Genomic DNA, 24,720 nt, shown 5'->3' with positions numbered 1-24,720 from the left:
TTAGCTCCCTATTACGCCGGTAATAATTTCGTGCGCTTCTTCCGCTTCAGATTCCGGTACGAGTATTTCTACAGAAGCATGGTCACCCAAGTGCGCGGAACCAATAGGTCTTAGTTGAACGAGCATTCCTTCATCTGTAAGAATTGTTTTGTATTTTTCGGCAATTAACTTGTTGGGTGCGATATAAATGACAGTCCACACAGCAAAAGCCCCCTTATTAAATCCGTATTATGATACCATAGCCGAATTGATTGTGCAACAAAGGTCCAATTACGAATCTTCATCACGGACGTCTGAGCGGAGATTGGAAAACTTGGCCATTAATGCTTTTTCTACATGGGGTGTCACAAAATCCGAAACTCCGGCATGCAGGCTGGAAGCCCATTTAATTGCACTGGAACTAATAAAAGAAAATTCACTTTGGGTCATCAAGAAAACAGTCTCGATATCAGGAGCAATTTTTTTATTCATAAGCGCCAGTTGAAATTCATATTCAAAGTCAGATAAGGCCCTCAGCCCTCTCAATATTGCTACGGCGCCGCATTTCCGAGCAAATTCCACAGTTAGCCCTTCAAAGACACGTACATCTACATTGGGCATGTCTTTCGTAGCTTCTAAAAGCAGTTCCATTCTCTCTCCGAGAGAAAATAAAGGTGTCTTCTGATTATCAGCTGCTATGGCAATGGTTACTCCGTCAAAAAGTTCTTTCCCGCGGGTTAATATGTCAAGATGCCCCTTAGTAACCGGGTCAAACGTTCCCGGATAAATTGCTGTACGCACAGTCGATCTCCTTTGTAGTCAGGATATTTCCATGGGTTTCGCTTTGAAATCCAGGAATTCCTGCTAATAAAATCATCTAAATGAAATTTTTCCCTGGTTTCCAGACCACATTATTATTTCCCAGCACCCTAAATAACGTCTTCTTCAATTCTTCATCTTCTTTTACCCAATATTCACGGTGTCCTTCAATTGTCTTACGATTATCTTCAAAGTAAAAGTATACAGGTTGATCCCCCTGATAATCTTTTAAAATACTCAGGACCTCCGGCATGAGGTTACTCTGAGCGCTGGGAAATCGCAGAAAAAGCCGCTGACCGGAAGCCTTCACTGAGGTTTTGGGGGGTTTAACTTCAAAAACAGGCTCTTCGGCCGGCTTAAGTTCTTCCAGTCTGGTAATTTTCTCTGCAAATACTTTCTTTTCATCCTCTCGAATATTATACCTTCCCGCAATGACAACGACTTGGTCGTTGGTCAAAGCACGACTTTGGGCAAAAACACGCGGAAATACCAAAACCTCAATGCCGCTTGTCAAATCTTCTAATATAAAGCTCGCCATCATTTCGCCCTTTTTCGTAACCGTTTGCCTGAAGCCGGTAACCAATCCTCCGAGAATAACCTTTCCTTCTTCTTCCCCCTCTAGGCAAGTCAAAATATCCGAAGATAGGTAAGGCTTTAGCTGAGGCAAGACTGAGGAAAGGGGATGGCCGCTCAAATAGAGTCCCAAATACTCTCGTTCCATCTCGAGAATCTCCCGTTCACTATACTCGGGCAGATCAGGAAGGACAATTCCCTCATCTAAATCGTCCGTTTGATCAAAAAGGGAAAACTGACCACTATTGCGATCTCTTTGTATCCGCTGAGCGGTGTCTAAAACTTGATCTAGAACTGCCAAGGCCTGAACACGAGTACAAAAGGAACTCATGGCTCCCGAACGGATCAAGCTTTCCAGAACACGCCGGTTTAGAACCTTTTGGTCCACGCGCAGGCAAAAATCGTAAAGAGATAGGAAAAGGCCATCTTGCCTGGCCTCCAAGATTTTCTCCACCACATTGATGCCGACATTGCGTATAGCACCTAAGCCAAAGCGAATGGCCTGTTTTTCAGTTGAAAATCCAACTTGGCTGTACTGAACATCCGGAGGAAGCACTTCAATTCCATTTTGTTTGGCATCCTGAATGTAAAAAGATATTTTATCTGAGGAACCCATAACGGTACTTAAGAGAGCGGCCATAAACTCTAAAGGATAGTTTGCCTTTAAATAGGCTGTCTGATACGAAATTACGGCATAAGCTGTTGCATGCCCTTTATTAAAACCGTATTCCGCAAATTTAGCCATCAAATCAAAAATTTCTTCTGCCTTTTCCTGGGTTAAACCACGACGAAGAGCCCCAGGGATAACCCACTGTCCCTGTTCATCCTGAAGCCCAAAGATAAAGTTTTGACGTTCCTCTGCCATGATTTCTTTTTTCTTTTTTCCCATGGCCCGCCTGAGTAAGTCTGCTCGTCCCAGGGAATATCCGGCCAGATCTCTGGCGATCTGCATAACCTGTTCCTGATAAACGATAATTCCGTAAGTTGATTTGAGAATCGGTTCTAACTTGGGGTCTAAGTAAGTGGTTTGTCCTCCATGCTTGCGGCGGATAAACTCAGGAATCTGATCCATTGGACCCGGACGGTACAATGCTCCAACGGCGATAATATCTTCAAAACACGTTGGCTTGACTTCTTTGAGAACGGCCCTCATTCCGCCGCTTTCAAATTGAAAAATCCCAGTGCTGTCCCCGGAAGCAAGAAGTTGATAGGTTTTTTCATCGTCAAAAGGAAGATCTCTTAATGCAAGCTTGATCCCATGGGTTTCCTCAATCCGTTTCACAGCCTCTTGGAGGATGGTTAAATTCCTCAAACCGAGGAAATCCATTTTCAATAACCCAATTTCTTCAACGATTTTCATAGGAAATTGAGTCATGACAAAATCCTCGGAAGTTCTTTGCAACGGAAGATGATTCATCAGAGGATCCTTGGAGATCACGACCCCTGCGGCGTGGGTAGAAGCGTGTCTCGTCATCCCTTCCAGAGATTGGGCCAGCTTATACAGACGTTTAATTTCTTCATCCTCTTCAATCATCCGGGCCAGATCCAGCGACACTTGCAAAGCCTTGTCTAACGTCATTCCCGGATCTGAAGGAATAGCCTTGGCAACCTTGTCCACGCGAGCCAAAGGAATCCCCAAGACCCTTCCCCCGTCGCGGATGGCCGCTTTGGCACCCATAGTTCCAAAGGTAATGATTTGACAAACCTTGTCTGAACCATATTTTTCGGTGACATAGCGTATGACTTGCTCTCGGCCCTCCGGGTCAAAATCTATATCGATATCCGGCATGGAAATCCGTTCCGGATTTAAAAAACGTTCAAAAAGGAGATCATGGCTAAGAGGCTCAACAGAGGTGATTCCTAATAAGTAAGCTACCATGCTGGCGGCGGCCGACCCCCGTCCCGGGCCGACGGCAACTCCATTCTCTCGGGCAAAGCGGCAAAAGTCTGCAACAATCAGAAAGTATCCTGAAAAACCGGTTTGGGAAATCACTTGAAGTTCATAGTCTAATCGTTCACGCTCAATCTCAGTCATCCGGGGATAAAAGCGTGGAAATGCCTCGCGGCATTGGGCTTCAAGATAACCGTCTAAGGTATACTCGGGAGGAACATCAAAAACCGGCAGGTAATTTTCTCCAAACTTAAAATCCACCTGACATCGTTCGGCAATCTTGGCTGTATTGTCTAAAACTTCAGGATGTTCGCCAAAAAGCAAGGCCATTTCTTGTTCGGATTTCAGAAAAAATTCCTGACTGGAAAAGCTCATCCTCGAGGTATCATTTAACGTCTTGCCGGTTTGAATACTCAATAGTGCGTCTTGAACAAGAGCATCGTCACGATTCACATAATGCACGTCATTGGTGGCTACGATAGGAATCCCTGTGCGTTCATGAATCTTCCATATTCCCTGGATAACCTTGAGCTGCTTATCGATTCCATGGTCCTGAATTTCAAGATAAAAATTGCCTTTGCCAAAAATCCTCTCATAGTCCAGAGCACTTTGAACTGCCATTTCCAACTGATCGTTAACGATATAATCAGCAACTTCCCCTGCTAAACAAGCACTGAGGGCTATAATTCCACCGGAGTATTTGTGCAGAATTTCTTTATCTACCCGGGGCTTATAGTAGAAACCTTCAATATGAGCCATCGACACTAAACGGATAAGGTTGCGATAACCCGTTTCATTCTCCGCCAAAAGAACTAAATGATAATTTTTATCATCTTTTCCCGGCACCTTATCTGTTCGTCTATGTGGCGCAACATAAACTTCGCAGCCAATAATCGGCTTAACGCCGGCTTTATGACATGCTTTATAAAAATCAATGACTCCATACATAACCCCATGATCAGTAATTGCCAAGGCAGGCATATTCAATTCTGCCGCACGCGTGACTAACTTATTAATTCTGGCAGCTCCGTCAAGCAGACTGTACTCTGTATGGTTATGGAGATGAACAAACATCACGTATCTCTCCTCAAGATATATAGCAAAGGTCTTGAAAAATTCAAGACCTTATAGCTTCATGATTGCCTTTTGCTTCATGATTATGTCTATTCAATTGTATCATATATGCCTTCTAAATAAGAAGAAATCCTCGAATTAAAGAACGGCATCACTTACGAGCTTTTTATCGCCAATTCGTGCGGTCATTAGACCTTTAGCGACTATTTCATTCTCGACTTTTACTTCTACTTCAATATTGCAATGTTTCTTAGCCACAAGGAGAAGTTTAGCGGTTACTGTGATTTCCGTCCCTACGGGTATGGGCTGCAGTTGATATAAAGTAAAGTTTTCCGTAATGGCATTTAGCCTGTATTTCTTACGAAGACTGATATATCCAGCCATATTCATGACTGTGACAATAACACCGCAGCTGGCCGACCCATAGTCATCCACCATGGCGTTGGTTATTTCCCCTTCAATTGAAAGGTGTTCTGAATCATCAACGAAGCGGAATCCGCTCAGCACCAGATTGTCAACAGTTTCTCCAAACTGAGGCTGTTTCTGAACTTGCTGGTAGGCTTCAATAACATCCTGCAAACTAACGATTCCGATTAACTTACCCTGATCTGCTACAACAGCAATTTCCCATCCTTCCCAAACCATAATTCGAGAAATATGGGTGACAGGATCATCCCGTCCCACCATGAACGGATTAGAATTCATGACATCTTTAATGGGAGTTTTAAGATCCTCTCCGGCAACATCCACCGCAGTGACAATCCCAACAAGATTCATTTCATTATCAACCACCGGAAAGCGGCTGTGATCTGTACTTTGGGAAAGATTTCGCCAATCTTCCACTGTTGCATCTCCCTTAAGATACTTGACATCTTTGACCATGATATCTTCAACTAAGATAAGTTCTTTTTGAATTAATCGATCATAGAGAGCACGATTAATCATAGAAGTCACGGCAAATGTATCATAAGGAGATTGAATGATCACTAGTTCCCGCTGCCGAGCTAAAGCAACAACGTCTTCGTCGGGTTCCAGTCCGCCGGTGATTAATAGGGAAGCATTGTGTTCCAGGGCAAAAATCTGAGCATTACGCCGATTTCCCACAATACACAAGGCATTCTCTTCCAAATAACGGCCCATAGCATCAATTTCCATCGAAGCAATTACAAATTTATGCGGGCAACGATCAAGATGCTCAAAGCCACAGATAACAACCCCTTCAGCGATCTGTGAAACTTCACGCAACGTCAAGTCTTCAATTTGACGTTCTTTGACCCCCTCAATTCGTATGGTTCCAACTTTGGGAATTGAGCGAACTAATCCCTTAGCCTCAGCTTCTTTAATGGCTCGATAAGCCGTCCCTTCACTTACATCCAGGGCTTTAGCAATAAAACGGACAGAAACCTTGCTGCCAATAGCCAAATCTTCAATGAATGTTAAAATTTGTTGATGTTTTGTCAAGTGAATAACGCTCCCCACTTATTACTATACGATCAATAATTATACCATATGATTGAAGATCAAACTAGCTTATTCGTTTTTATCATTTATATTTTGGAGATTCTCTCGTTTACGCCGTTGAGTCATCAATCCTCCAATTTTGCCGGCATCTTTAGCATTTAAGGAATGCCAGCCATTGGTCTTAACTTGCTCTAAAAGTCCTAATTCTGCGGCTATTTCCATTTTCAGAGGTTCTAAAGGGTCTGTTCGTTTCACTCTGGGTTTCGATGATTTCATCTCAAATCCTCCCCCTGCTCATGGTAAAACCATCTTCCTCATAATGGGGACAATTTGGCCCTCTCTCTCCTATAAGATGTTCTAAGCGGCAGCGTCCGTCAACTCCATAGAGACAACGAAAGGCACATAATTTTCTTGTCATAGTTCTCAACTCCTTTCTAAAAGTTTTACCCTTTTCAATAAAAAATATCCCGCCGGATACATCGGCGGGATATTTAACGATAACATTGTAGTTAATAATACTTTTATTTAAGTTATTAATACTATTTTGGGTTATTAATACTATAATTTCGTATTTATTTACGGATAAGTTTAAACTAACTCAAAAGATTCTCCAGCTTTAAGTACAACGCCCTTTGTTTCCGGAACTCTGCGCTGCAGCATGCGCAGGAACTCGCCGGCATCCTGGTTTATAAGCGGGAAGGTATTATAATGCATGGGGATCACGACTTTAGAGCGCAACAATTGAGACGCATGGGCTGCTTCTTCTACACCCATGACAAAGTTGTCTCCGATAGGCAGCATAGCAACCTCTAAGGGATGGCGCAGGCCAATCAGTTCCATGTCACCAAACAATCCGGTATCTCCGGCATGATAGATCCATTTTCCTTCTATTTGCATAAGAAATCCACAGGGGGGGCCACCGTAAATCATAGGGCCTCCTTCTTTTTCTTCAATGCCGGAGCCATGTAACGCCAAGGTGAGTTTAACCCAGCCAAAAGAAAACTGATGTTTACCCCCAAGATGCATAGCATGAGTTGCTGCGCCTTTACTTTGGCAATAGGCTGCCAGCTCATAAACTGCAATAATAGGAGCACCTGTCTTTTTCGACAACTCCACAGCGTCACCCAGATGATCATGATGCCCGTGAGTTACTAAAATGGCGTCGAGCTGGTTAAAATCTTCAGGCTTCGTAGTGGTACTCGGGTTCCCACGCAAAAAGGGGTCAATTAAGATTCTTCCTGCTTCACTTGCAATTTCAAAACAAGCGTGTCCGTGAAAACGAATATTCATGCTTTAACCTCCGTTTGCTGTTTATCTTGCCGAATATACTTGAAGCACCTCCCAGAAAGCAGGATAACTCAAGTTCATTTCCCAAAGGGCGACTCCCCGAATGCCTTTGCTTAGAGCAAGGTCCAGTTTGTCTTTCGTGCTGCGGGGATCTTCAAAATAAACGGTATGTCTTATACCCATAGCTTCATAGCGGAAATGCAAACCGTGCTGCCTCGGATCCCAAAGGATTGGAGCACCATGACGTTGAGCAAGGTCAACGGCTCTTTGATAGCTGATGCTTTGGGCTCCCCCGCGTTCCGACCAATCATACCCATAAAGAGGAATGCCCATTAAGATTTTACGAGCGGGGATATTGGCCAAAGCATAGTTCAAATTCTCATTGACCCACGGAAGAGAGGCTACTGACCCGGGAGGGCTTGCCGGCCAATGTTCTTCATAAGTCATAAGGATTACCTCATCAACGACCCGACCGATCGCTTGATAGTCAAAGGCCCCTTTCCACGGATCAAGAGGTTCACTAGAAGACTTTGCCGGTACATCAATGGTAACGATATAGTTTGCCTGATGGAACTGAGCTGACCAGGCTTGAATAAGCTGTGTAAAGAGATGACGATCTGTCGGACTTACTTTTTCTAAATCCAGATTGACTCCGTCAAATTGATACTCAGCCAGAAGATTGTTTATGTTCCCCCAAACATAGTTAGCAAATTGCCGATCACGTACTAACCGGGATATTAATCCTGTAGAAAAGCGTCCTCCCGGGTTTAAGTTGCTCACCGTTAAATAAACCTTAATTCCTTTGGCATGAGCTTCATTAATCATCTTGCGGCTGGGCCGGCCTTGGACAGTTCCGTCATTCTGGATCGGTGTTTGAAAGATATCTAACTGATTGATTATGTTTTCGTTTCTTACTAAATAGGGATAACCCTTTGCTTGTTCAGTAAGGCCGCTATAAAAAGCAAAGATATTCAATGGCATACTTATACCCCCTTTCCGATCATCATATGCATTACCGGGGGTAGAGGTGTTAAGAATAACTAAGGCTTCTATTTTGAGTGACGTCTGCTGAACACTGCCAGCATTGCCGTTCTTCGCATTAAAATAATCACCAATACAGCAAAGACAAGGAGGAGAAGGACTAAGGCTAATATCCACAGTCCTTCAGCTCCCAAGACTGCAGAAATTCCAAAGCAGGCACTGATTCCATACATTGACAAAACGGCTTGACGCTGAGTAAGCCCCGCGTCTAGCAGACGATGATGTAAATGTCCGCGATCGGCGGCAGCCATGGATTGCCCTCGAAGTTTGCGGCGAATAATGGCAAAGGTTAAGTCCGTCACAGGCATACCCATGACGAGAAGCGGGAAAACTACGCCTAAAACTGTCGCTGTTTTTAGGAGTCCGTAAATGGAAAGGCCGCCAATAATATATCCGAGAAACATACTGCCGGAATCTCCCATAAAAACCCGGGCCGGGGGGAAATTAAACAATAAAAAACCAAGCAGCGAACCGGCTAAAGCCAAGGTCAGATGCGCTGCAGGACTATTAATTCGATTTGCCGACCAGAACAGCAATAGTGCCGCCATAAAACATATTCCTGCAGCCAGTCCGTCTAAGCCATCCGAGATATTAACTGTATTTACCAGACCGACAATCCAAAAGAGCATTAAAGCAAAACCTATAACACCAAGCCAAGACCCCGACAAATTAATGGACGGAATCAAAGGAAGGGAAAACTTATCCATAGAAAAATTAAAACCAAAGAGCAAAGCCGCCGAAGCAATTTGCCAAAAAAGCTTCACCATCGGACGAATTTCCCAAATGTCATCACATACACCGACCAACATAATTAACGTGCTGCCTAAAAATAGCCCCCAGTATGATAGATCCCACTGTTGGGTTATTGCCGCCGCCAGCCAAAACCCAGCGTACAAAGCCAATCCGCCCAAGCGGGGAATGGGTTTTTTATGGACATGACGGCCTCCCGGGTAAGCAATAGCCCCCCATTTATGGGCCAGTTTCATGGTCAATGGGGTACAGACGGCTGCAATAACTAAGGCCAAGGCAAAGGTTAATATATAGGCCATGACTATTCCTCCGTTGACTTAGGTTCGAGCTTGTCCCGCAGCATTGTCGGTTGGCGCAGCTCCAAACAAGAACAGGAAAAGGTTTGGGGAAGCAATGCCATAGCGCTTAACAAAATTCTGCCTGCAAAACCGGACTGATTATAGAAAATATCTGCCAATTCCTCGTGCTCCCAATCCTTAACAATTCCTTCAGCATAGTTGACAACAAGCTGAACCGTAGCATAATGGGCTCCGATTTCCCGGGCCATATAGACTTCAGGGCACATGGATTGCCCGATGACGTCGCCGCCCATTTGTTTAAACATCTGTACTTCCGAAGGACTTTCAAAATGCCGCCCGTCAGTACAAACGTAAACCCCGCGGTCAAATACATAGCGCGGAGGCTGGTTTTGCATAACGGTCTCCTGCAAAACCTTAATCAAGTCAGGGCAAACGGCATTGCGCATGGTCAGTAAATAGGGGAGCCCGATAGACACATCTTTCCGCATTGAGAAGTCCAAGTAATCGTGAGGAATGACAATATCGCGTGGTTTCAGCAGGTGATTTACTCCCCCTACCCCGCCTTCAGTTAAAACTACGTGAACTCCCGCTTGATGAAACACCCAAAAAATTTGCTGAGAAGCCTGGGCTCTCGTAACTCCCTGCCTCCAGCCATGCATCCTGCAGGTTAAAGCCTCTTTGCCTGCATAGGAAAAATGAGTAAATTCCGGGGAAGGTCCATAAGGGGTATTAAATATCAAAGCGTTACCCAGTACTTTTGTGCCGGGAATTTTTAAATCCTCAAGGAAGGAAATTGAATTCGTACTCGACCCGCATATTAACCCAACGTCAACCTTGGGTATCATAGTTTCTCCTCCTTTTTTAAACAAGACTCGGGAAGCCCCATTGACGCAAAACTTCATAGACAACAACAGCTACTGAATTTGACAAGTTTAAGGAACGCGCTTCAGCACGCATGGGCAATCTGATGGTCTTGTCCGGATAACGAGCCAAAATTTCGGGCGAAAGTCCTTTCGTTTCCTTGCCGAAAATTAAATATCCTCCCGGTTCATAGACTATGTCGCTGTAGGAACGGCCACCTTTTGTCGTTGCTAAGTAACGAAGTCCGTGAGGATTCTTCTCTTCAAATTCGTTAAAATTCTCATAATAATAAATATCCAGAAGATGCCAATAATCTAAACCGGCACGCTTTAAGTGCTTATCATCAATACTGAAACCAAGGGGTTTTACTAAATGGAGTGCAGCTCCCGTTGCAGCACAAAGCCGAGCCACATTTCCCGTATTAGGCGGGATTTCCGGCTCAACCATCACTATATTAAGTCGATTGTTCAAAACTCGGATCCCCTTTCAATGACACCCGGAACAGTTGCCGTGGCACCCGGGAGAACAAGTCCCACCGCTGCTTCCTTTTACTCCGGGACTTGAAAACTTAGATATCTTTTTGGCAAGCCCTTTATGCCCGCATCCGGGACAGGATAAGGACTCTCCATTTTCACCCAGCTTGCATAATTCTGTGGTCAGTGAACCACAACTTGGACACCTGAATTCATACATAGGCAATTCAACGCTACCTCCCAACCTCTTAGAGCTTTTGAAGCTCAGATCAAGGGTTTTGCTTATGATTTACTATTATAACCTTAATTTATTGCAAACCCAAACTTTTGTCTACTTTTTTCCCTATATAAAAGGAATTATCTATTAATCATACTATACTTTCCTTATATATATCGTCAATATATCCGACTCAGCTCAGATATTCTGTATACCTTTCGAGAAACCCTAGAACTTCCCTCCGGTTTTTGATAAAGTAAATAGCAACGTCAAAGGAGGTATCACCATGGGACAGAACTTAACTCAAAAAATAATTGCATCCCATTTAGCAGCCGGTGACTTGAATGAAAGTCATGAAATCGCTCTGCGGATTGACCAGACATTAACCCAGGATGCCACAGGCACAATGGCTTACTTGCAATTCGAAGCCATGAATCTTGCGAGGGTCCGAACTGAATGCTCGGTTAGCTATATAGATCACAATACGCTGCAAACCGGCTTTGAAAACGCAGATGACCATGCCTTTCTCCAAAGTGCCGCCGCGCGTTTCGGAACCTATTTTTCCCGTCCAGGCAACGGAATTTGCCACCAAGTACATCTGGAACGCTTTGCCAAGCCCGGCAAAACTCTTCTCGGTTCAGACAGTCATACCCCGACAGCCGGAGGTATGGGAATGCTGGCCATCGGCGCCGGCGGCCTCGATGTGGCTGTTGCCATGGGAGGCGGACCTTTCTATCTTCCCAACCCCAAAGTTCTGTGCGTCTGGCTGACCGGAAAGCTGTCCGACTGGGTTTCAGCGAAAGACATCATCTTAGAAGTATTACGCAGCCTCTCAGTCAAAGGAGGCGTGGGCAAGATCATTGAATATGCCGGACCCGGAGTTAAAACTCTGACGGTTCCTGAGCGGGCAACCATCACCAATATGGGCGCTGAGTTGGGTGCTTCTTCTTCAATTTTCCCCAGTGATGAACAAACCCTGCGCTTTTTGGAAGCACAAGGACGAGCAGAAGATTGGGTCCCGCTCACTGCAGATGAGGACGCGTCTTATGATGAAACACTGGAAATTGATCTTTCGCGCCTGGTGCCGATGATTGCTCAACCTCACAGCCCTGACAATGTGGTTCCTGTCAGTGAAATTGCCGGCAAGCCTGTCGATCAGGTAGCCATCGGGAGTTGTACCAACTCTTCTTATCAAGATTTAATGCGGGTAAGTCAAATCCTTAAAGGGAAGCACGTGCATCCCAAAGTAAGCCTGGTCATTTCTCCGGGGTCCCGCCAAGTCTTAACTATGCTTGCCGACAACGGAGCTCTTACGGATCTACTGGACAGCGGTGCTCGTCTCCTAGAATCGACTTGCGGACCCTGTATCGGAATGGGTCAATCCCCAATTTCCAAAGCTGTCTCTGTCCGCACCTTCAACCGGAATTTCATGGGACGAAGCGGAACCCAAGATGCCTCAGTCTTTTTAGCAGGTCCGGAAGTCGCCGCAGCTTGTGCCTTAACAGGTTCTTTAACAGACCCGCGAACACTGGACTTGCCGCCGGCCATTGAAATGCCCCGGGAATTCCGGATTGATGACAGCATGATACTACCGCCGGGAGACCCCGAAACCCCCATTCAACGCGGCCCCAATATTCAACCCCTGCCCCTTGCTCCTAAGCTTGAAGACAACTTAAGCTTACCGATTGTTCTCAAACTCGGAAACAATATTACCACGGACGACATTATGCCTGCAGGCTCAAAGATCCTCCCGCTCCGTTCCAACATCCCAGCCATTTCAGAATTCGTCTTCCATAAAATTGATCCTCAGTTTGCTGCCAGAGCAAAATCCTTTAAACAAAGCGCCATCGTGGCGGGACACAATTATGGTCAAGGCTCAAGTCGTGAACACGCTGCCCTGGCTCCCATGTATTTAGGTCTGCGTGTCGTTTTGGCTCAAAGTTTCGCTCGAATCCATCGTGCTAACTTAATCAATTTCGGCATCCTTCCCCTAACGTTTGTCCATGAGGAAGATCTGGCCCGGCTGCAGCCTGAGACAGTTCTTAATTTTACCGGTCTTCATCAGGCTATCCGCTCCTCTGAACCCTTTGCTCTCACTCTGAATAATGACCCAAACCCCATTTGGGTTAAACACGATCTTTCAGAACGACAAGCAAATATTCTTTTAGCAGGTGGTCTGCTTAACGCAACAAAAGCGGCAGCAAACTCCGAAGCCAAATATTCCACTGTTATATAGAACATCATTATAATTATCATTGTTCTATTAAAACATTCTTGTAATTCCCATTGTTCTAAGTTATGATTATGTTTATACCCTTAGAAAGAATGTTAAAGAGGTGAAACAGGATGCTCACGCCGGAAGACCGTAAATTGCTGAAAATTATTGCGGAAGACTGCCGCTTAGGACCGGAAGAACTCTCCCTGCAAACCGGTTTGTCAGCGGAATACATCAAACAGCGCATTAATGATTGGGAGAAAGAAAAAGTCATTGCCGGCTACCAGCCCATTATAAATTGGGAACGAACCGGGGATGAAAAAGTTCGTGCTCTCATCGAAGTTAAAGTCCTGCCGCAGCGCGGTTATGGTTTTGACAAAATCGCCAAACGGCTGCAAAAGTTCCCAGAAATCAAATCGTTAATGCTTATGTCCGGAGGATATGACCTCGCTCTGCTCATCGAAGGCAAGACCATGCAGGATGTTGCTCTTTTTGTGGCCGAAAAATTAGCGCCTCTCGAACATATTCAGAGTACTGCTACTCATTTCGTACTGCGCCGCTATAAGCAGGACGGAGTGGAACTTTTAGGTGAGGAAGAGACGCTTCAACGTCTTGTGATCTCGCCATGAACCAATACCTAGCCAGCCATGTCGCAAATCTGCCGCCCTCAGGAATCCGCAAGTTTTTCGATTTGGTAGCAACCATGAAGGACGTTATATCTCTGGGGGTAGGCGAACCTGACTTTGTTACCCCTTGGACTGTGCGTGAAAGCGGCATTTTCTCCCTTGAACAGGGGCAGACCATGTACACCAGCAACGCCGGACTCTTTGAACTGAGGGAAGAACTCGCCCACCATTTAAACGTAACTTTGGGCCTTTCTTATGACCCGTTAAAGGAAATTCTGATTACAACGGGAGCCAGTGAGGCAGTAGACTTAGTTATGCGCGCTGTCCTTGAACCGGGAAATATTGTCTTAGTTCCCGACCCTTCTTATGTATCTTACGGCCCCTGCGCAACCTTAGCCGGCGCCAGTGTGCGCTATGTCCCAACTCACGCCGAGGAAAACTTTCGTCTGCGGGTTAAGGATTTGGAGCAATCCTATTCGCCGGAAGTAAAACTCTTGGTATTATCCTATCCCAATAATCCTACCGGGGCTATTATGCAGTACGAAGACCTTCTTCCCATTGCCGAATTTGTAAAAGAGCATGATCTGCTCGTACTGGCTGATGATATTTATTCCGATCTTACCTACGAAGGCACTCATACGTCATTTGCCAGTCTGCCCGGAATGCATGACCGTACTCTTTTCGTCAGCGGTTTCTCAAAATCTTACGCCATGACAGGCTGGCGAATCGGTTACGTTGCCGGACACCCCGACCTGATCAGCGGAATGACGAAAATCCATCAATACACCATGCTTTGTGCCCCAATTACCGGTCAAGTCGCCGCTCTTGAAGCCTTGCGTTCCGCTTCCGAGGCAAAAGACGAAATGGTAGCAGCTTATGACCGCAGGCGCCGCCTTATGGTCCATGGTTTTCGAGCCATGGGACTGGAGTGTTTCGAACCCTTAGGTGCCTTTTACGTATTCCCGGATATATCAAGAACGAAGTTATCCTCCGAAACCTTTGCTGAAGAACTCTTAAAGGAGGAAAAGGTCGCAGTTGTCCCCGGGACCGCCTTCGGTCCGTCTGGCGAAGGGTTTATCCGCTGTTCCTACGCCTATTCCCTTGAACAGCTTGAAGAAGCCTTGGAACGAATCGCTCGTTTTGTTAAGCAGAGATTATCTTAGGGTGGAACCTCCCCTACCCACACTTCGTTAAGAGGCAGGGGCTTCCGGCAAGCCCGAAAGGCATGCCTCACTTGATAGGCGTGATTCCATCATCTCGTTAAGGCCGGCAACTCTATGCATTTGCTGCATACAGGCCAGGTTCGGCACGGAGACCTTGTTAAACGTCGTGAAAAAAAATTAGGGACGATTATGACCTTTAAGTTAGGTTATAATCGTCCCTTTTACACTCCCTTTATGTTCTTGTTCTCCCACGGCTTCTTCCAGATACGGAGTTAATATCGGCGGCAGTGATTTTTCCCTTTGGGCCAGCCAAGAGTTGAGCCGCGGGTCCTGCATATTGCGCAAGGCCAAAAAAGCATTCCGCTGCAGAACTCCTTTCCCCCGCCATCCTGCTGCCGTGTGAAGAAAACGTTCCCGAAACTCTCCCTTAGTTAAGTTCAAAATACCCAGCAAATCCGCTCCCCGCTTCTTCCCGGGTATCGATAATTCCCTCAGCTCTTCCCTAACCCTTTTTTGATTGTGAGGACATACTTCCTGGCAGGTATCACAACCGAATATCCGGTTTCCCAGTCCGATCCTCTCTGCTGGGGTGAGAACTTCTTTACTCTGCGTAATATATGAATAACAGTTCTTAGCCGCGAAGATGTCTTTACCAAGAATTTGAGCAGGACAAGCTTCTATACATTTCCGACAAGAACCACAATGGTTCTGAACCAGCTCGTCACTGGGAAGCTCATGATCCAGCAATAACAGCGCCAGCCCTGCAAAGGAACCATAGCCGGGAATAATCAGCTGCTGGTTTCGCCCAATCCAGCCAATACCTGCTCGTACTGCAAATGCTCTCTCAACCAAAGGCCCCGTGTCAACCTGCCACCGCAAAGCTCCCGGCCAATGGCTGCCGGTCATTCTCTCGCTCAACTCGTGCAATTTCTTCTGAATGACACGGTGATAATCTTCACCAATTGCCGAGCGAGCTAAGATGCCCTCCCCTTGATTCGGAACAGCCGTTGAAGGGTGCGGATAAGCTAAAGCAACGACTCCCTGACAGTCCGGCCAAACAACCCTGGGATCAACCCTCTCCCGGATTTCTCGGCTTTCAAAAGGCGTGGACACACCTTGATCAAGGCGAACCTCCAACAAACTATCAAGTCCCTCAACCGGTTCGGCAGTGGTAAATCCGACAGCCGCGAAACCTAAATCAAAAGCCCATTCCCGCAGCTTCCTTTTCCAATCCTGCCATTCGTTTACACTCAAACTAACTGTCCTCCTAAATAAAGACACTAATATCACCCTGTATCGGCTGATGATCCGCAGGTCAACTTTTTCTATCTGATTATTTGCGCCATCAAGCAGCAATTACTATTGAATTGATTCATTTTCGTATAATAACATTCTAACTCAATTGATAAAAACTAAACACCCTTAAAAATTTCTATACATAACTCACTTTAATAGCGAAACGCACCCTCGCCTGCCGCGGGCAGATGATCTGACCATCCGAGCTAACGACGACAAGGTCGTGGAACAACACCTAGATGTCGATGACGATCTTGCCGTGCACGTGCCGGCCGGCTTGAAGCTCGACCGCCGCGCGGATCTGCTCCATCGGGAAACTTGCTGCGATGGGCACACGGAGCCGGCCCGCTGCGACCAGGCGAGCAATCTCTTCTATGGCTCCAGGGGCGGCGTTAGCACCGTTTGCCGGCGTGATCCCGTCGACCTGTGCTGCGATGGTGGTGATGCGCTCGTCGGGAACGCCAAGTTCTCGTGCCGCCTGCATCGTGTCTGTCCCGTACAGGTCGATCGCCGCAGTGACGCCGGCGGGAGCCAGGGCGCGGATCCGTTCAACCATGCCTTCGCCATAGGGGACCGGCTCGGCTCCAAGGGCACGCAGGGCATCGGCCGAGATCGCCGATCCCGTTCCGATCACTCGCGCGCCCGCGAGCCGAGCGAGTTGGACGGTGAACACGCCGACCCCGCCTCCCGCGCCGCCAATGAGCACCGTGTCGTCTGGGCCGAGGTTGACCACGGCGAGAGCGGCGGAGGCCGTGCAGCCCGCGATAGTAAGGGTGGCGGCGGTGCGGTCGTCGACACCGTCGGGGGTGTGGTGCGCGTCGCTGCCTGCCGCGATGGTCACAGCCACATCTACTACTACGTAGTCGGCTACTGCGCGGGAGAGAGCGCCGCCGAACACTCGGTCGCCAACCGCGAACTCGGTCACACCGTCACCGACCTGGTCCACAATCCCGGCATAATCGGTTCCGAACCCGGACGGCAGGCTCAAGCCGAAACGAGTGGCGGTGTCTGCGTCGGAGGTCATGAACCAGTCCATCGGGTTCAGTCCGGCCGCAGTGACGCGCACGCGAATCTGCCCCGAGCCGGCCTGCGGAGCCGGTACTTCGCGGACGTTGAGGACCTCAGGACCGCCGAATGACTCGAGCAAGACCGCTCTGCTCGTGGCCGCCGATGTGTCGACGCTCGGTTCGTGCAAATCTGTTGCTCCTGTTACAGAAATACGCATAATAAATCCTCCTTTAAACTTTAAAATTAATGTTACAAATTACATTCTTACGATATTGTAATCTACGAAATTAATTATATCATATCGCGCTACAGAATACGACATGTTTAACTTGTAACTCGTCGCAAAATATATTAAAGAGTATTGCTTCCGCTCTCAATTTGACCCTGTTTTTATAAAGTATGGTGAAATTCTTGAAATACCAATAACTAACGCCCTCGACAATCCTATTTGGAAAGCCAAGGGCGAAAAAATTTTATCTTATCTTTTTGGGAGCTTTATCGAACTTCGAGAAAAACCCAGTCCCATCTCATAAACAAGGTGTTGCGAGAGGATGAAGCCCAGCCGCCCTCTCCTGCTTGATTCAGTTATTAGGATTTTTAAGTCCTCTTATCAGGAGATTTATAACAGATTCTATGTTCTGTTTTCGATTCGGATCTTCAAATGAGTTTGGGTTGATAAAAACACCGGTTGAAAGATATACGGATCTTGCCGCTTGATCAGGAGATTCCGTAAAAAAGATACCTTCCGAAATTCCTTGATCTATAATCTCCTTGATACGATTAATACCTTCTTCTATACTTTTTTCAATTACTTCCATTGAGCTGTGTGCTAGTTTAATATAATTTGCAAACATTTCCGGGTCATTAATAGCACTGCGGCGTTTAGCTTCCGCAAAGTCTTCGAGTAAATGAAAAAGTTTAATATCAGCAGGATTATCTTCTTTCAAAATATCATTTGAAGGAGCATGCAAACTTGTGAGCCAACGATCTGTAACAGCGTTCCAAAGGTCAGTTTTTCCATTATAATATCTATAAAGGGCAGCATGGCTAACCTTTAATAGCTTTGCTACGTCAGTGATATTCGCTTTGTCTGGTCCGAAACGGCGAATAACTTCTTCTGTTGCATTGAGGATTATTTCTTTATCTAACGAGATCTTATCCAAATTCATTACCTCTAGTATTATACAGTAGTAGTTTTTAGTGTCCCTCTCCAAGGACATTTATTTTTGAAGCACCAGCAAATAGATTCAATTTGGAATCCAGTTTAAAGCTGGAATATTTTTGAAATAAATTTCAGAGCTTTATCCATAAACATCAAATTATCTTTTAACTTTTAATAGTCTGTTCCTCTTATTTCCTTTTCAAGTATATCACTTATAATTCTAGGTTCCAAGTTACACAGACTGTAACTATATTATACGAAAAAATACAATTTCCAAAATCGGTTTCGTGAACTACAAGCTTGAAGCCCTGATATTCAACGAACTTACGATAATGAAAATTGTATTTTAACGACTTATTTGTATCAAATTTTATTTAAAATATCTCTCCAAAAGTCCTTTAAAAGCCTTGCCATGTCGGGCTTCGTCCTTGCACATTTCGTGAACCGTATCATGAATAGCATCGTAGTTCAGTTGTTTAGCCTTAGTGGCGATGTCCTTTTTACCTTGGCAAGCACCGTATTCGGCTTCAACTCTTGCTTCCAAATTCTTTTTCGTATCAGGAAACACCACTTCGCCCAGCATTTCTGCAAATCTAGCAGCATGTTCTGCTTCTTCAAAGGCGATTCTCTTATAGGCTTCAGCAACTTCAGGGTAACCTTCTCGATCTGCCTGCCTGCTCATAGCTAGGTACATACCAACTTCAGTGCATTCTCCGGTAAAATTAGCTCTTAATCCTTCAAGGATTTCCGGATCAACGCCCTGGGCTACTCCAATTTTATGCTCATCAGCCCATGCAAGCTGCCCTTCTTTTTTCTCTGAGAATTTGTCTTTCGATGCTCCACACTGCGGACATTTTTCTGGTGCCTCATTTCCTTCAAATACATATCCACATACTGAACATACAAATTTCTTAATCATCTTAAGTTTGCCTCCTCAATAATTACTAAATAATTTATGTTCTTATTTTACAATTACTTTAAATAAAAATCAACCCTTTTTTAAAACTTTTTTAGTATTTTCCTTAAGCTCCTATTTGTTAGCTTCCAGACCGTACGTCGACTTTTACATCGTAAAGGGTGCTGGCCGAGGCACGATCTGTCAATCTTTGAGAAGTTAAAGCATTAACTGATGAAGTGTCGGAATCCTTATTCCAAAACAACCCTTCTGTGACAACGACTCCGCGGGGAACCTTAGGCGTCGTTTTAAGAATGAAATTGACTTCGCCTCGTTCGTTAAAAGCGACGACTGGCTGAAGATCCTGCAAATTTCTTTCAGCCGCATCATCAACATTCATCAAAAGATAGGCCGCCTTTTTCTTAGATACCAAATCCTTTCGCTCATTAAAGGATGAGTTTAAAGAGAATAAATTAGGGGTGCTCATCAAAAAGAATGGGGCATTATCGCCATGAGGTGCGAAATAGTAGGGCAATGGTGCAGGCTCTTTGGGATTATATAGTTCAATTTTCCCTGAGGGAGTCTGAAATCTCATCTTATAATCAAGAGGCAAATTGACTTCCACAGGATGGCCTTCTGAAAGTTTCTTCTTCTCGGACTCTGACAGCCCGGAAGATGACGGAATAATAAATTGGTCAATAAGGTCATCCGCAGATTGCTTAAAGAAGGACTCACCAAACTTCATAGCCTCAGCCAGCAACTGAAAAACTTCCCAATTTGATTTTGCTTGGCCAAGGGGCGGAATCACTGCCGCAGCCCTCTGTACAACATAAGAACCATAGGAACGATAAAGATCCGAATGCTCCAAGGAGCTTGTGGCAGGTAATATAATATCGGCATAGCGAGCAGTATCTGTCATGAACCGTTCATGGACTACTGTAAACAGGTCCTCCCGCCGCAGCCCCTTGAGTATCTGATTCTGGTCCGGGGCAATCACCGCAGGATTGGAATGATAAACATATAAACTCTTGATCGGGGGATCTTTTAATTCTGTCAGGGCAAAACCAAGCTGATTCATATTAACAAGGCGCGTGGGAGTTCGCAGGAAATCTTCGCGGATGACCGTCGCTGTGGAAATGGTCTTTAAAGAGATACTTGTCAGCAACCCGCCTCCCGGCTTGTTCCAAGCGCCAACTACTGCGGGCAGGCACGTAATGAGACGAACAGTCATCGCTCCGTTTCCATAACGAGAAATCCCTGAACCTAAGGAAATGAAAGGGGCTCGAGCCCGGGCATAGCCAAGTGCTAGTTCTTCGATTTGATTGATTTCAAGACCTGTAATTTGACTGACTTTAGCGGGAGGAAAATCATGGAGACTCTCCTGACGAAAGGCCTCAAACCCCTGGACGTATTCATTAAGAAACATTTGATCCTGCAATCCCTCTTGAACCAGGATATGCATGATACCGAGAGCAAGAGCACCATCACTGCCTGGCCTGACACAAAAAATCTTATCCGCAATTTTAGCTGTCGGTGTTTCGTAAGTGTCTATTAACCAGACTTTCGCACCTCGTTTTTTTGCTTCCCGCACATTATGGATAAAATGGATGTTGGTGGCCAGGGCGTTAGTTCCCCAGAGAATTATCAAATCACTCTTCATAACCTCATTAGGATGCGGAGCTAAAGTTTCACCCATCACCGAGGTCCAGCCATAACCTTTGGCCGAAGAGCAAATCGTCCGCGCTAAACGCGAGGCGCCCAAGCGATTAAAAAAGCTTTCCCCGCAATTACGCTGAACCACTCCCATAGTTCCCGCATAGGAGTATGGTAAAATTGTCTCAGCCCCAAATTGACTAATCAAGTCTTGCCAACGGTTCGTAATATGGGCAATGGCCTCATCCCAGGTAATTGCTTGAAACTGTCCTGTGCCTTTCTTCCCGGAACGCAGGAGAGGGGAAGTCAATCTTTCCTCTGAATAAACCGTTCTTTCATAATGAGCCATTTTAGGGCATAAGGTCCCTTTTGTGAATGGGTGTTCGGGATCACCGGTTACTCTTACCACTTTGCCTTCCTGCAGCTCGACCTTAAGCCCACAGGTATCAGGACAATCATAAGGGCATACCGATCTTCTAAACTCTGACTTCATTTATTGCCTCCTAACGTCGCTAGAAATACACCATAGCCTAAGTCACATTGGTCCGTGAATAGAATTAAGGCTAATTCTATGCAATATGAATTAGCCTCAGCGCTTTTCTTTTTCCCACATCTATGACCCTGACTTTCATAAGGAGGGTTACTCTTTTGATTTCTTCGGCGGAGGTAGAATCCATCCTTCAGCGCGATAGCATCTGTTATCGCCTAGGCGCTTTCGGCGAAACTGTCCACAGGATACTTTCGTTAACGAAGTCCTAGGTTCAGCTTAAGCCGAAGAAGTTTACCTGCAAATTTAAGGGAATACAGTTTATTTACCGGATCTGAAAAAAGCATAGGTCATAGGCTCGCCTTCCTGAAGGAGCTCGGCTGCAATCACATCTGCAAGAAATAGAGTATGAGTTCCCGCATCAAGTTGACCAATTACCTTAGCTTCCATGGTAGTCAATACATCATCAAGCAAGAGAACACCTAACTCCCCGCGATGAACTGCTACCCCCTCAAACTTATCAACCTCACGACCTGAACGATATCCGAATTTCCGAGCATAGTCGTGACCTGTCTGACTTAATACCGATACACCGAATATGCTGCTTTTTTGGATTAGTTCATGGGTATAGTTCCCTTTATTAATTCCAATGGCTATTCTCGCCGGGTCCGAAGTCACTTGAAAACAAGTGTTGGCACATTGCCCATTGTCTCTTCCCTCAGCTTGAGCCGTGATAATATAGAGTCCATAGGAAATTTTATAGAGAGCTTGACGAATTGCCTGAGGACGATCAGGCTGGGCTGTTGTAATCTTTACGGAAGCAGGTTTAACCTCCTGTGCCGCATTTGTTCCTGACTCTTCAGTGACTAATTGAAAATGGCTAGCATCCACACCACAAATGGGACAAACTTCCGGCGGGTTTTCGCCGGTATGTATATAACCACAGACGTCACAGCGCCAACGTTTTTCCATAAAAGCACCTCTTTTTATAAAAATTATAAACACAGAGTAAATTTAGGTCAAGGAATTTTTTCCTTTTACCTCCATGACTTATTGCTTTTGTCTAAATTACATTCATTTAATCATTACTTTTTAACTATAAAAAGCAAATTTATATTGTCTCAGTTCGCTCTAATTTCTGACCAATTGCTTTATCGTACTCTCTTTCCAGAAAATTAACGTCATTCAAAGATTGTTCTGGCTCCAGCATCAATACTCTGCGAACTTGTTCTTTAAATCGTCCAAGCGGCTTTCCCTCTAAACCCTTTTCCTGCACAAAGTCCCAGAACATTTGCCAATTCAGAGTCTTTAGCCGCCCGCTTATCCATATGCAAGCATTTTTAATCTCTTCTTGTAGGTTCCCCAGGCGCATAAGATCATCCCCACTATGATCTCCGCTTTGAAAATCCGCCTGCCAGAGGCCCAGCAAACTCTCTACGCGGAGCGAATCAAAAACTTGACCGTTCCATCCCATATCCCAGGCAAAACCACGTGCCTTTAAGGATACTTCTCTCCAATCATTCGCGCCCTGCAATTCCTCCCCGAAGATAATATTCCCCAGCATATGATGTTTTACCAGGAATTCAACCTCTTGCTCCCCCTTAATTCCTCCGGCAAGAACCATACTCCAACGAAAACGGCTGAATATTTCTCGCGTTAGCCAAGCACTTTCCTCACCATTCCCCGCCAAACTTTCTTCGCTGCTTATCTCCCCTATTCCCAGCTCATGAAACAAGGCCGCCAAACGCAAAATAAGCTTATTAGGGGTATTCTGAACAACCCGCCTGGTATGATTCCACCCATCGTCTGGATTAAAACGATGGTTTGCCAAACCCTTAAGTCTTGATAATTCCGGAATAAATCTTTGAAAAAATCCCAGCTCATCCAAAAGGGAAAAACTCCGGGCCATGTTATCTAAGACCAAGATTTTCCCTAATTCTTCAGTGACTCGTTCCCTGGAAACCATAGAAAGTTTAGGCATAGAAACGATTGCGGACTGCCAAGTCTCGGCCTCAATACTTAATCCGTAAGAAACCGCAAATCGTACCAGGCGCAAGACCCTCAGCGGATCTTCCTGAAAGCGTTCGGAAGCCTTGCCACAAGCCCTTAAATGATGATCTTTCAAATCTCTTAGTCCCTGAAAAGGATCTACAATTTCCCCAGTCTTTACATCTTGATAAATGGCATTGATGGTAAAGTCACGCCGCGAAGCATCCCTTTCCAATTCTCCTGAAAAAGAGACCAAATCTAAGCGATCAGTTTCTCGAAACAAGCTCACCGTTTGAACGTTTGCTCCAAGTAAGTGAGGCGTATAACCCCAACACCGCAGGTTTTCACAAATTTGTTCCTGGGAAAGAGCCGCGATAGCATCCACATCTTTGGAGGAGATACCCAATTGTGCATCCCTCACAGATCCCCCCACCCGATATACAGGGCATATCTGGCTAAGGCGTTCTAATACTTCCTGCTGAAACGATGTACTAAGCATAAAAACCCCCTGTTTTACACAATAGCTTTCATACTTCTATAACGTCACTCAGCAAAACACAGAGATTTTCGGCCCTATATGAATGTGCCAAGGACTTCCCGGACCTAATTCCCCATCCAAATCCGAGTTAAGCGGTCGATCCGTATGAATTGTCAGTTCTGAGACCTGAAATTCTTTCATTTTAGGGCTGCTTACCTGCTCTCCGCGTAATACCCTCAGTAAAATTCGGAGAGTTTCCGGCCAGCCAACTAGAGGAACCATTAAGATATCTAATTTGCCGTCTGACAATGAAGCTCTTGGCACAAGACTTCGAATTCCTCCTACTGAGAGACCGTTAACTGCCATAAAGAGGATTACTTCCTCCGTGCAATGCTGCCCTTCATGCTCAAATTCTACCTTGAATGGTCTGTATGAAGGAAGTGTCTCAATCCCCTTCAAGAAATAAGCTAACTGCCCTAAAGAGTTCTTAACCCGCAGATCCACCTTTAGAGAAACATCTGTTAATAGTCCGGCACAGGCAACGTTCACAAAATATCGGTTATTAACCATTCCTATATCCATATTGAAAACATTTCCTCGTCCGATCACCTTACAGGCTTCAGGGATACTTTTAGGCAAATGAAGAGCATAGGCCAAATCATTGGCAGTCCCTACCGGCAAAATCCCCAAGGACGGACGTTGAGATGAAGAGATTTGCGCCAAACCGTTGACCGCTTGATGAATACTTCCGTCTCCCCCGGCAATTACCAAACAGTCAACATCACTGCTCCGCCCAGCAGTCTCTTCAATGTCTTGAGTAGAACATGCCCGGTGAACGCACACTTCATGCCCGCTCTCTTGAAAAATTCGAATCACCGCATCCAGTTGATTTGTAAATTTACACCTTCCGGCGTAAGGATTATAGATCAAACGTAAGCGTTTACTCGTCATCCTTATAAAATCGACTCCTCCATAGTTATCGTTTCACATCTTTTGCGAAGATTTCTCGCAAATCTTTAAGTG

The 24,720-nt window shown here is 45.5% G+C and carries 23 protein-coding genes; 3 read left to right on the top strand and 20 right to left on the bottom strand.

Going from position 1 to position 24,720, the window contains the following annotated elements; all coding sequences use genetic code 11:
- From DESACI_RS08420 to DESACI_RS23570, 12 genes are all read right to left on the bottom strand, one after another.
- A complete protein-coding gene (locus tag DESACI_RS08420) occupies positions 1 to 201 on the bottom strand; it encodes a putative signal transducing protein (RefSeq protein WP_014826764.1) in 201 nt (66 codons plus the stop codon).
- 69 nt (positions 202 to 270) lie between these two features.
- Entirely contained in the window at positions 271 to 780 is a 510-nt protein-coding gene (gene coaD, locus DESACI_RS08415; RefSeq protein ID WP_014826763.1) for a pantetheine-phosphate adenylyltransferase, read from the bottom strand.
- 76 nt (positions 781 to 856) lie between these two features.
- A complete protein-coding gene (locus tag DESACI_RS08410) occupies positions 857 to 4,336 on the bottom strand; it encodes a DNA polymerase III subunit alpha (protein ID WP_014826762.1) in 3,480 nt (1,159 codons plus the stop codon).
- 138 nt (positions 4,337 to 4,474) lie between these two features.
- A complete protein-coding gene (locus DESACI_RS08405; protein ID WP_014826761.1) occupies positions 4,475 to 5,797 on the bottom strand; it encodes a DRTGG domain-containing protein in 1,323 nt (440 codons plus the stop codon).
- A gap of 69 nt (positions 5,798 to 5,866) precedes the next feature.
- A complete protein-coding gene (locus tag DESACI_RS08400) occupies positions 5,867 to 6,073 on the bottom strand; it encodes an alpha/beta-type small acid-soluble spore protein (RefSeq protein WP_014826760.1) in 207 nt (68 codons plus the stop codon).
- Position 6,074: 1 nt separating this feature from the next.
- On the bottom strand, positions 6,075 to 6,215 hold the full coding sequence (locus tag DESACI_RS08395) for a hypothetical protein (RefSeq protein ID WP_014826759.1): 141 nt from the start codon (positions 6,213 to 6,215) through the stop codon (positions 6,075 to 6,077).
- A gap of 170 nt (positions 6,216 to 6,385) precedes the next feature.
- A complete protein-coding gene (locus DESACI_RS08390) occupies positions 6,386 to 7,087 on the bottom strand; it encodes a metal-dependent hydrolase (RefSeq protein ID WP_014826758.1) in 702 nt (233 codons plus the stop codon).
- Positions 7,088 to 7,108: 21 nt separating this feature from the next.
- Entirely contained in the window at positions 7,109 to 8,065 is a 957-nt protein-coding gene (locus DESACI_RS08385; protein ID WP_014826757.1) for a glycosyl hydrolase family 18 protein, read from the bottom strand.
- 68 nt (positions 8,066 to 8,133) lie between these two features.
- On the bottom strand, positions 8,134 to 9,174 hold the full coding sequence (locus tag DESACI_RS08380; RefSeq protein WP_014826756.1) for a glycosyltransferase family 4 protein: 1,041 nt from the start codon (positions 9,172 to 9,174) through the stop codon (positions 8,134 to 8,136).
- Positions 9,175 to 9,176: 2 nt separating this feature from the next.
- A complete protein-coding gene (locus DESACI_RS08375; RefSeq protein WP_014826755.1) occupies positions 9,177 to 10,019 on the bottom strand; it encodes an MTAP family purine nucleoside phosphorylase in 843 nt (280 codons plus the stop codon).
- 16 nt (positions 10,020 to 10,035) lie between these two features.
- On the bottom strand, positions 10,036 to 10,482 hold the full coding sequence (locus tag DESACI_RS08370; protein WP_041276387.1) for a tRNA (cytidine(34)-2'-O)-methyltransferase: 447 nt from the start codon (positions 10,480 to 10,482) through the stop codon (positions 10,036 to 10,038).
- Positions 10,483 to 10,521: 39 nt separating this feature from the next.
- Positions 10,522 to 10,728, bottom strand: a complete 207-nt coding sequence (locus DESACI_RS23570; protein WP_242833180.1) for an FmdB family zinc ribbon protein — start codon at positions 10,726 to 10,728, stop codon at positions 10,522 to 10,524.
- A 283-nt stretch (positions 10,729 to 11,011) separates the two neighbouring features.
- On the opposite strand from DESACI_RS23570, the gene DESACI_RS08365 reads away from it, so the two are divergent.
- The 3 genes from DESACI_RS08365 (at position 11,012) to DESACI_RS08355 (ending at position 14,729) form a co-directional block, all read left to right on the top strand.
- The gene (locus DESACI_RS08365; RefSeq protein WP_014826752.1) at positions 11,012 to 12,961 is read left to right on the top strand and encodes an aconitate hydratase; all 1,950 of its coding nucleotides are present in this window, start codon (positions 11,012 to 11,014) and stop codon (positions 12,959 to 12,961) included.
- A gap of 110 nt (positions 12,962 to 13,071) precedes the next feature.
- Positions 13,072 to 13,569 (top strand): Lrp/AsnC family transcriptional regulator, encoded by a 498-nt coding sequence (locus DESACI_RS08360; protein WP_014826751.1) that lies wholly within the window; start codon positions 13,072 to 13,074, stop codon positions 13,567 to 13,569.
- Positions 13,566 to 14,729: an aminotransferase class I/II-fold pyridoxal phosphate-dependent enzyme gene (locus tag DESACI_RS08355; RefSeq protein WP_014826750.1), complete on the top strand. Its 1,164-nt coding sequence runs from the start codon at positions 13,566 to 13,568 to the stop codon at positions 14,727 to 14,729. The genes DESACI_RS08360 and DESACI_RS08355 overlap by 4 nt, the downstream gene beginning before the upstream one ends.
- Before the next feature lie 201 nt (positions 14,730 to 14,930).
- On the opposite strand, the gene queG is transcribed toward DESACI_RS08355, so the two are convergent.
- From queG to DESACI_RS08315, 8 genes are all read right to left on the bottom strand, one after another.
- Positions 14,931 to 15,983 carry a tRNA epoxyqueuosine(34) reductase QueG gene (gene queG / locus DESACI_RS08350; RefSeq protein WP_014826749.1) on the bottom strand — a complete coding sequence of 351 codons (1,053 nt, stop codon included), beginning with the start codon at positions 15,981 to 15,983 and terminating at the stop codon, positions 14,931 to 14,933.
- Positions 15,984 to 16,260: 277 nt separating this feature from the next.
- A complete protein-coding gene (locus DESACI_RS08345) occupies positions 16,261 to 17,250 on the bottom strand; it encodes an NADP-dependent oxidoreductase (protein WP_014826748.1) in 990 nt (329 codons plus the stop codon).
- 364 nt (positions 17,251 to 17,614) lie between these two features.
- Positions 17,615 to 18,202, bottom strand: coding sequence for a TetR/AcrR family transcriptional regulator (locus DESACI_RS08340; RefSeq protein ID WP_049804046.1), 588 nt, complete (start codon positions 18,200 to 18,202; stop codon positions 17,615 to 17,617).
- Positions 18,203 to 18,565: 363 nt separating this feature from the next.
- Positions 18,566 to 19,111, bottom strand: a complete 546-nt coding sequence (locus tag DESACI_RS08335) for an NADH peroxidase (protein ID WP_041276384.1) — start codon at positions 19,109 to 19,111, stop codon at positions 18,566 to 18,568.
- 121 nt (positions 19,112 to 19,232) lie between these two features.
- A complete protein-coding gene (locus DESACI_RS08330) occupies positions 19,233 to 21,236 on the bottom strand; it encodes a molybdopterin-dependent oxidoreductase (RefSeq protein WP_014826745.1) in 2,004 nt (667 codons plus the stop codon).
- A 315-nt stretch (positions 21,237 to 21,551) separates the two neighbouring features.
- Positions 21,552 to 22,202 carry a flavin reductase gene (locus DESACI_RS08325; protein WP_014826744.1) on the bottom strand — a complete coding sequence of 217 codons (651 nt, stop codon included), beginning with the start codon at positions 22,200 to 22,202 and terminating at the stop codon, positions 21,552 to 21,554.
- 139 nt (positions 22,203 to 22,341) lie between these two features.
- Complete coding sequence (locus DESACI_RS08320; protein ID WP_014826743.1) at positions 22,342 to 23,718, bottom strand: tRNA nucleotidyltransferase/poly(A) polymerase-related protein; 1,377 nt, start codon at positions 23,716 to 23,718, stop codon at positions 22,342 to 22,344.
- Positions 23,719 to 23,766: 48 nt separating this feature from the next.
- Positions 23,767 to 24,648: a diacylglycerol/lipid kinase family protein gene (locus DESACI_RS08315; RefSeq protein WP_014826742.1), complete on the bottom strand. Its 882-nt coding sequence runs from the start codon at positions 24,646 to 24,648 to the stop codon at positions 23,767 to 23,769.
- Positions 24,649 to 24,720 lie beyond the last annotated feature (72 nt).

Origin of the sequence: Desulfosporosinus acidiphilus SJ4 (genome assembly GCF_000255115.2) — a bacterium.
GTDB lineage: Bacteria > Bacillota > Desulfitobacteriia > Desulfitobacteriales > Desulfitobacteriaceae > Desulfosporosinus > Desulfosporosinus acidiphilus.
This window is presented reverse-complemented; position numbering and strand designations above follow the sequence as displayed.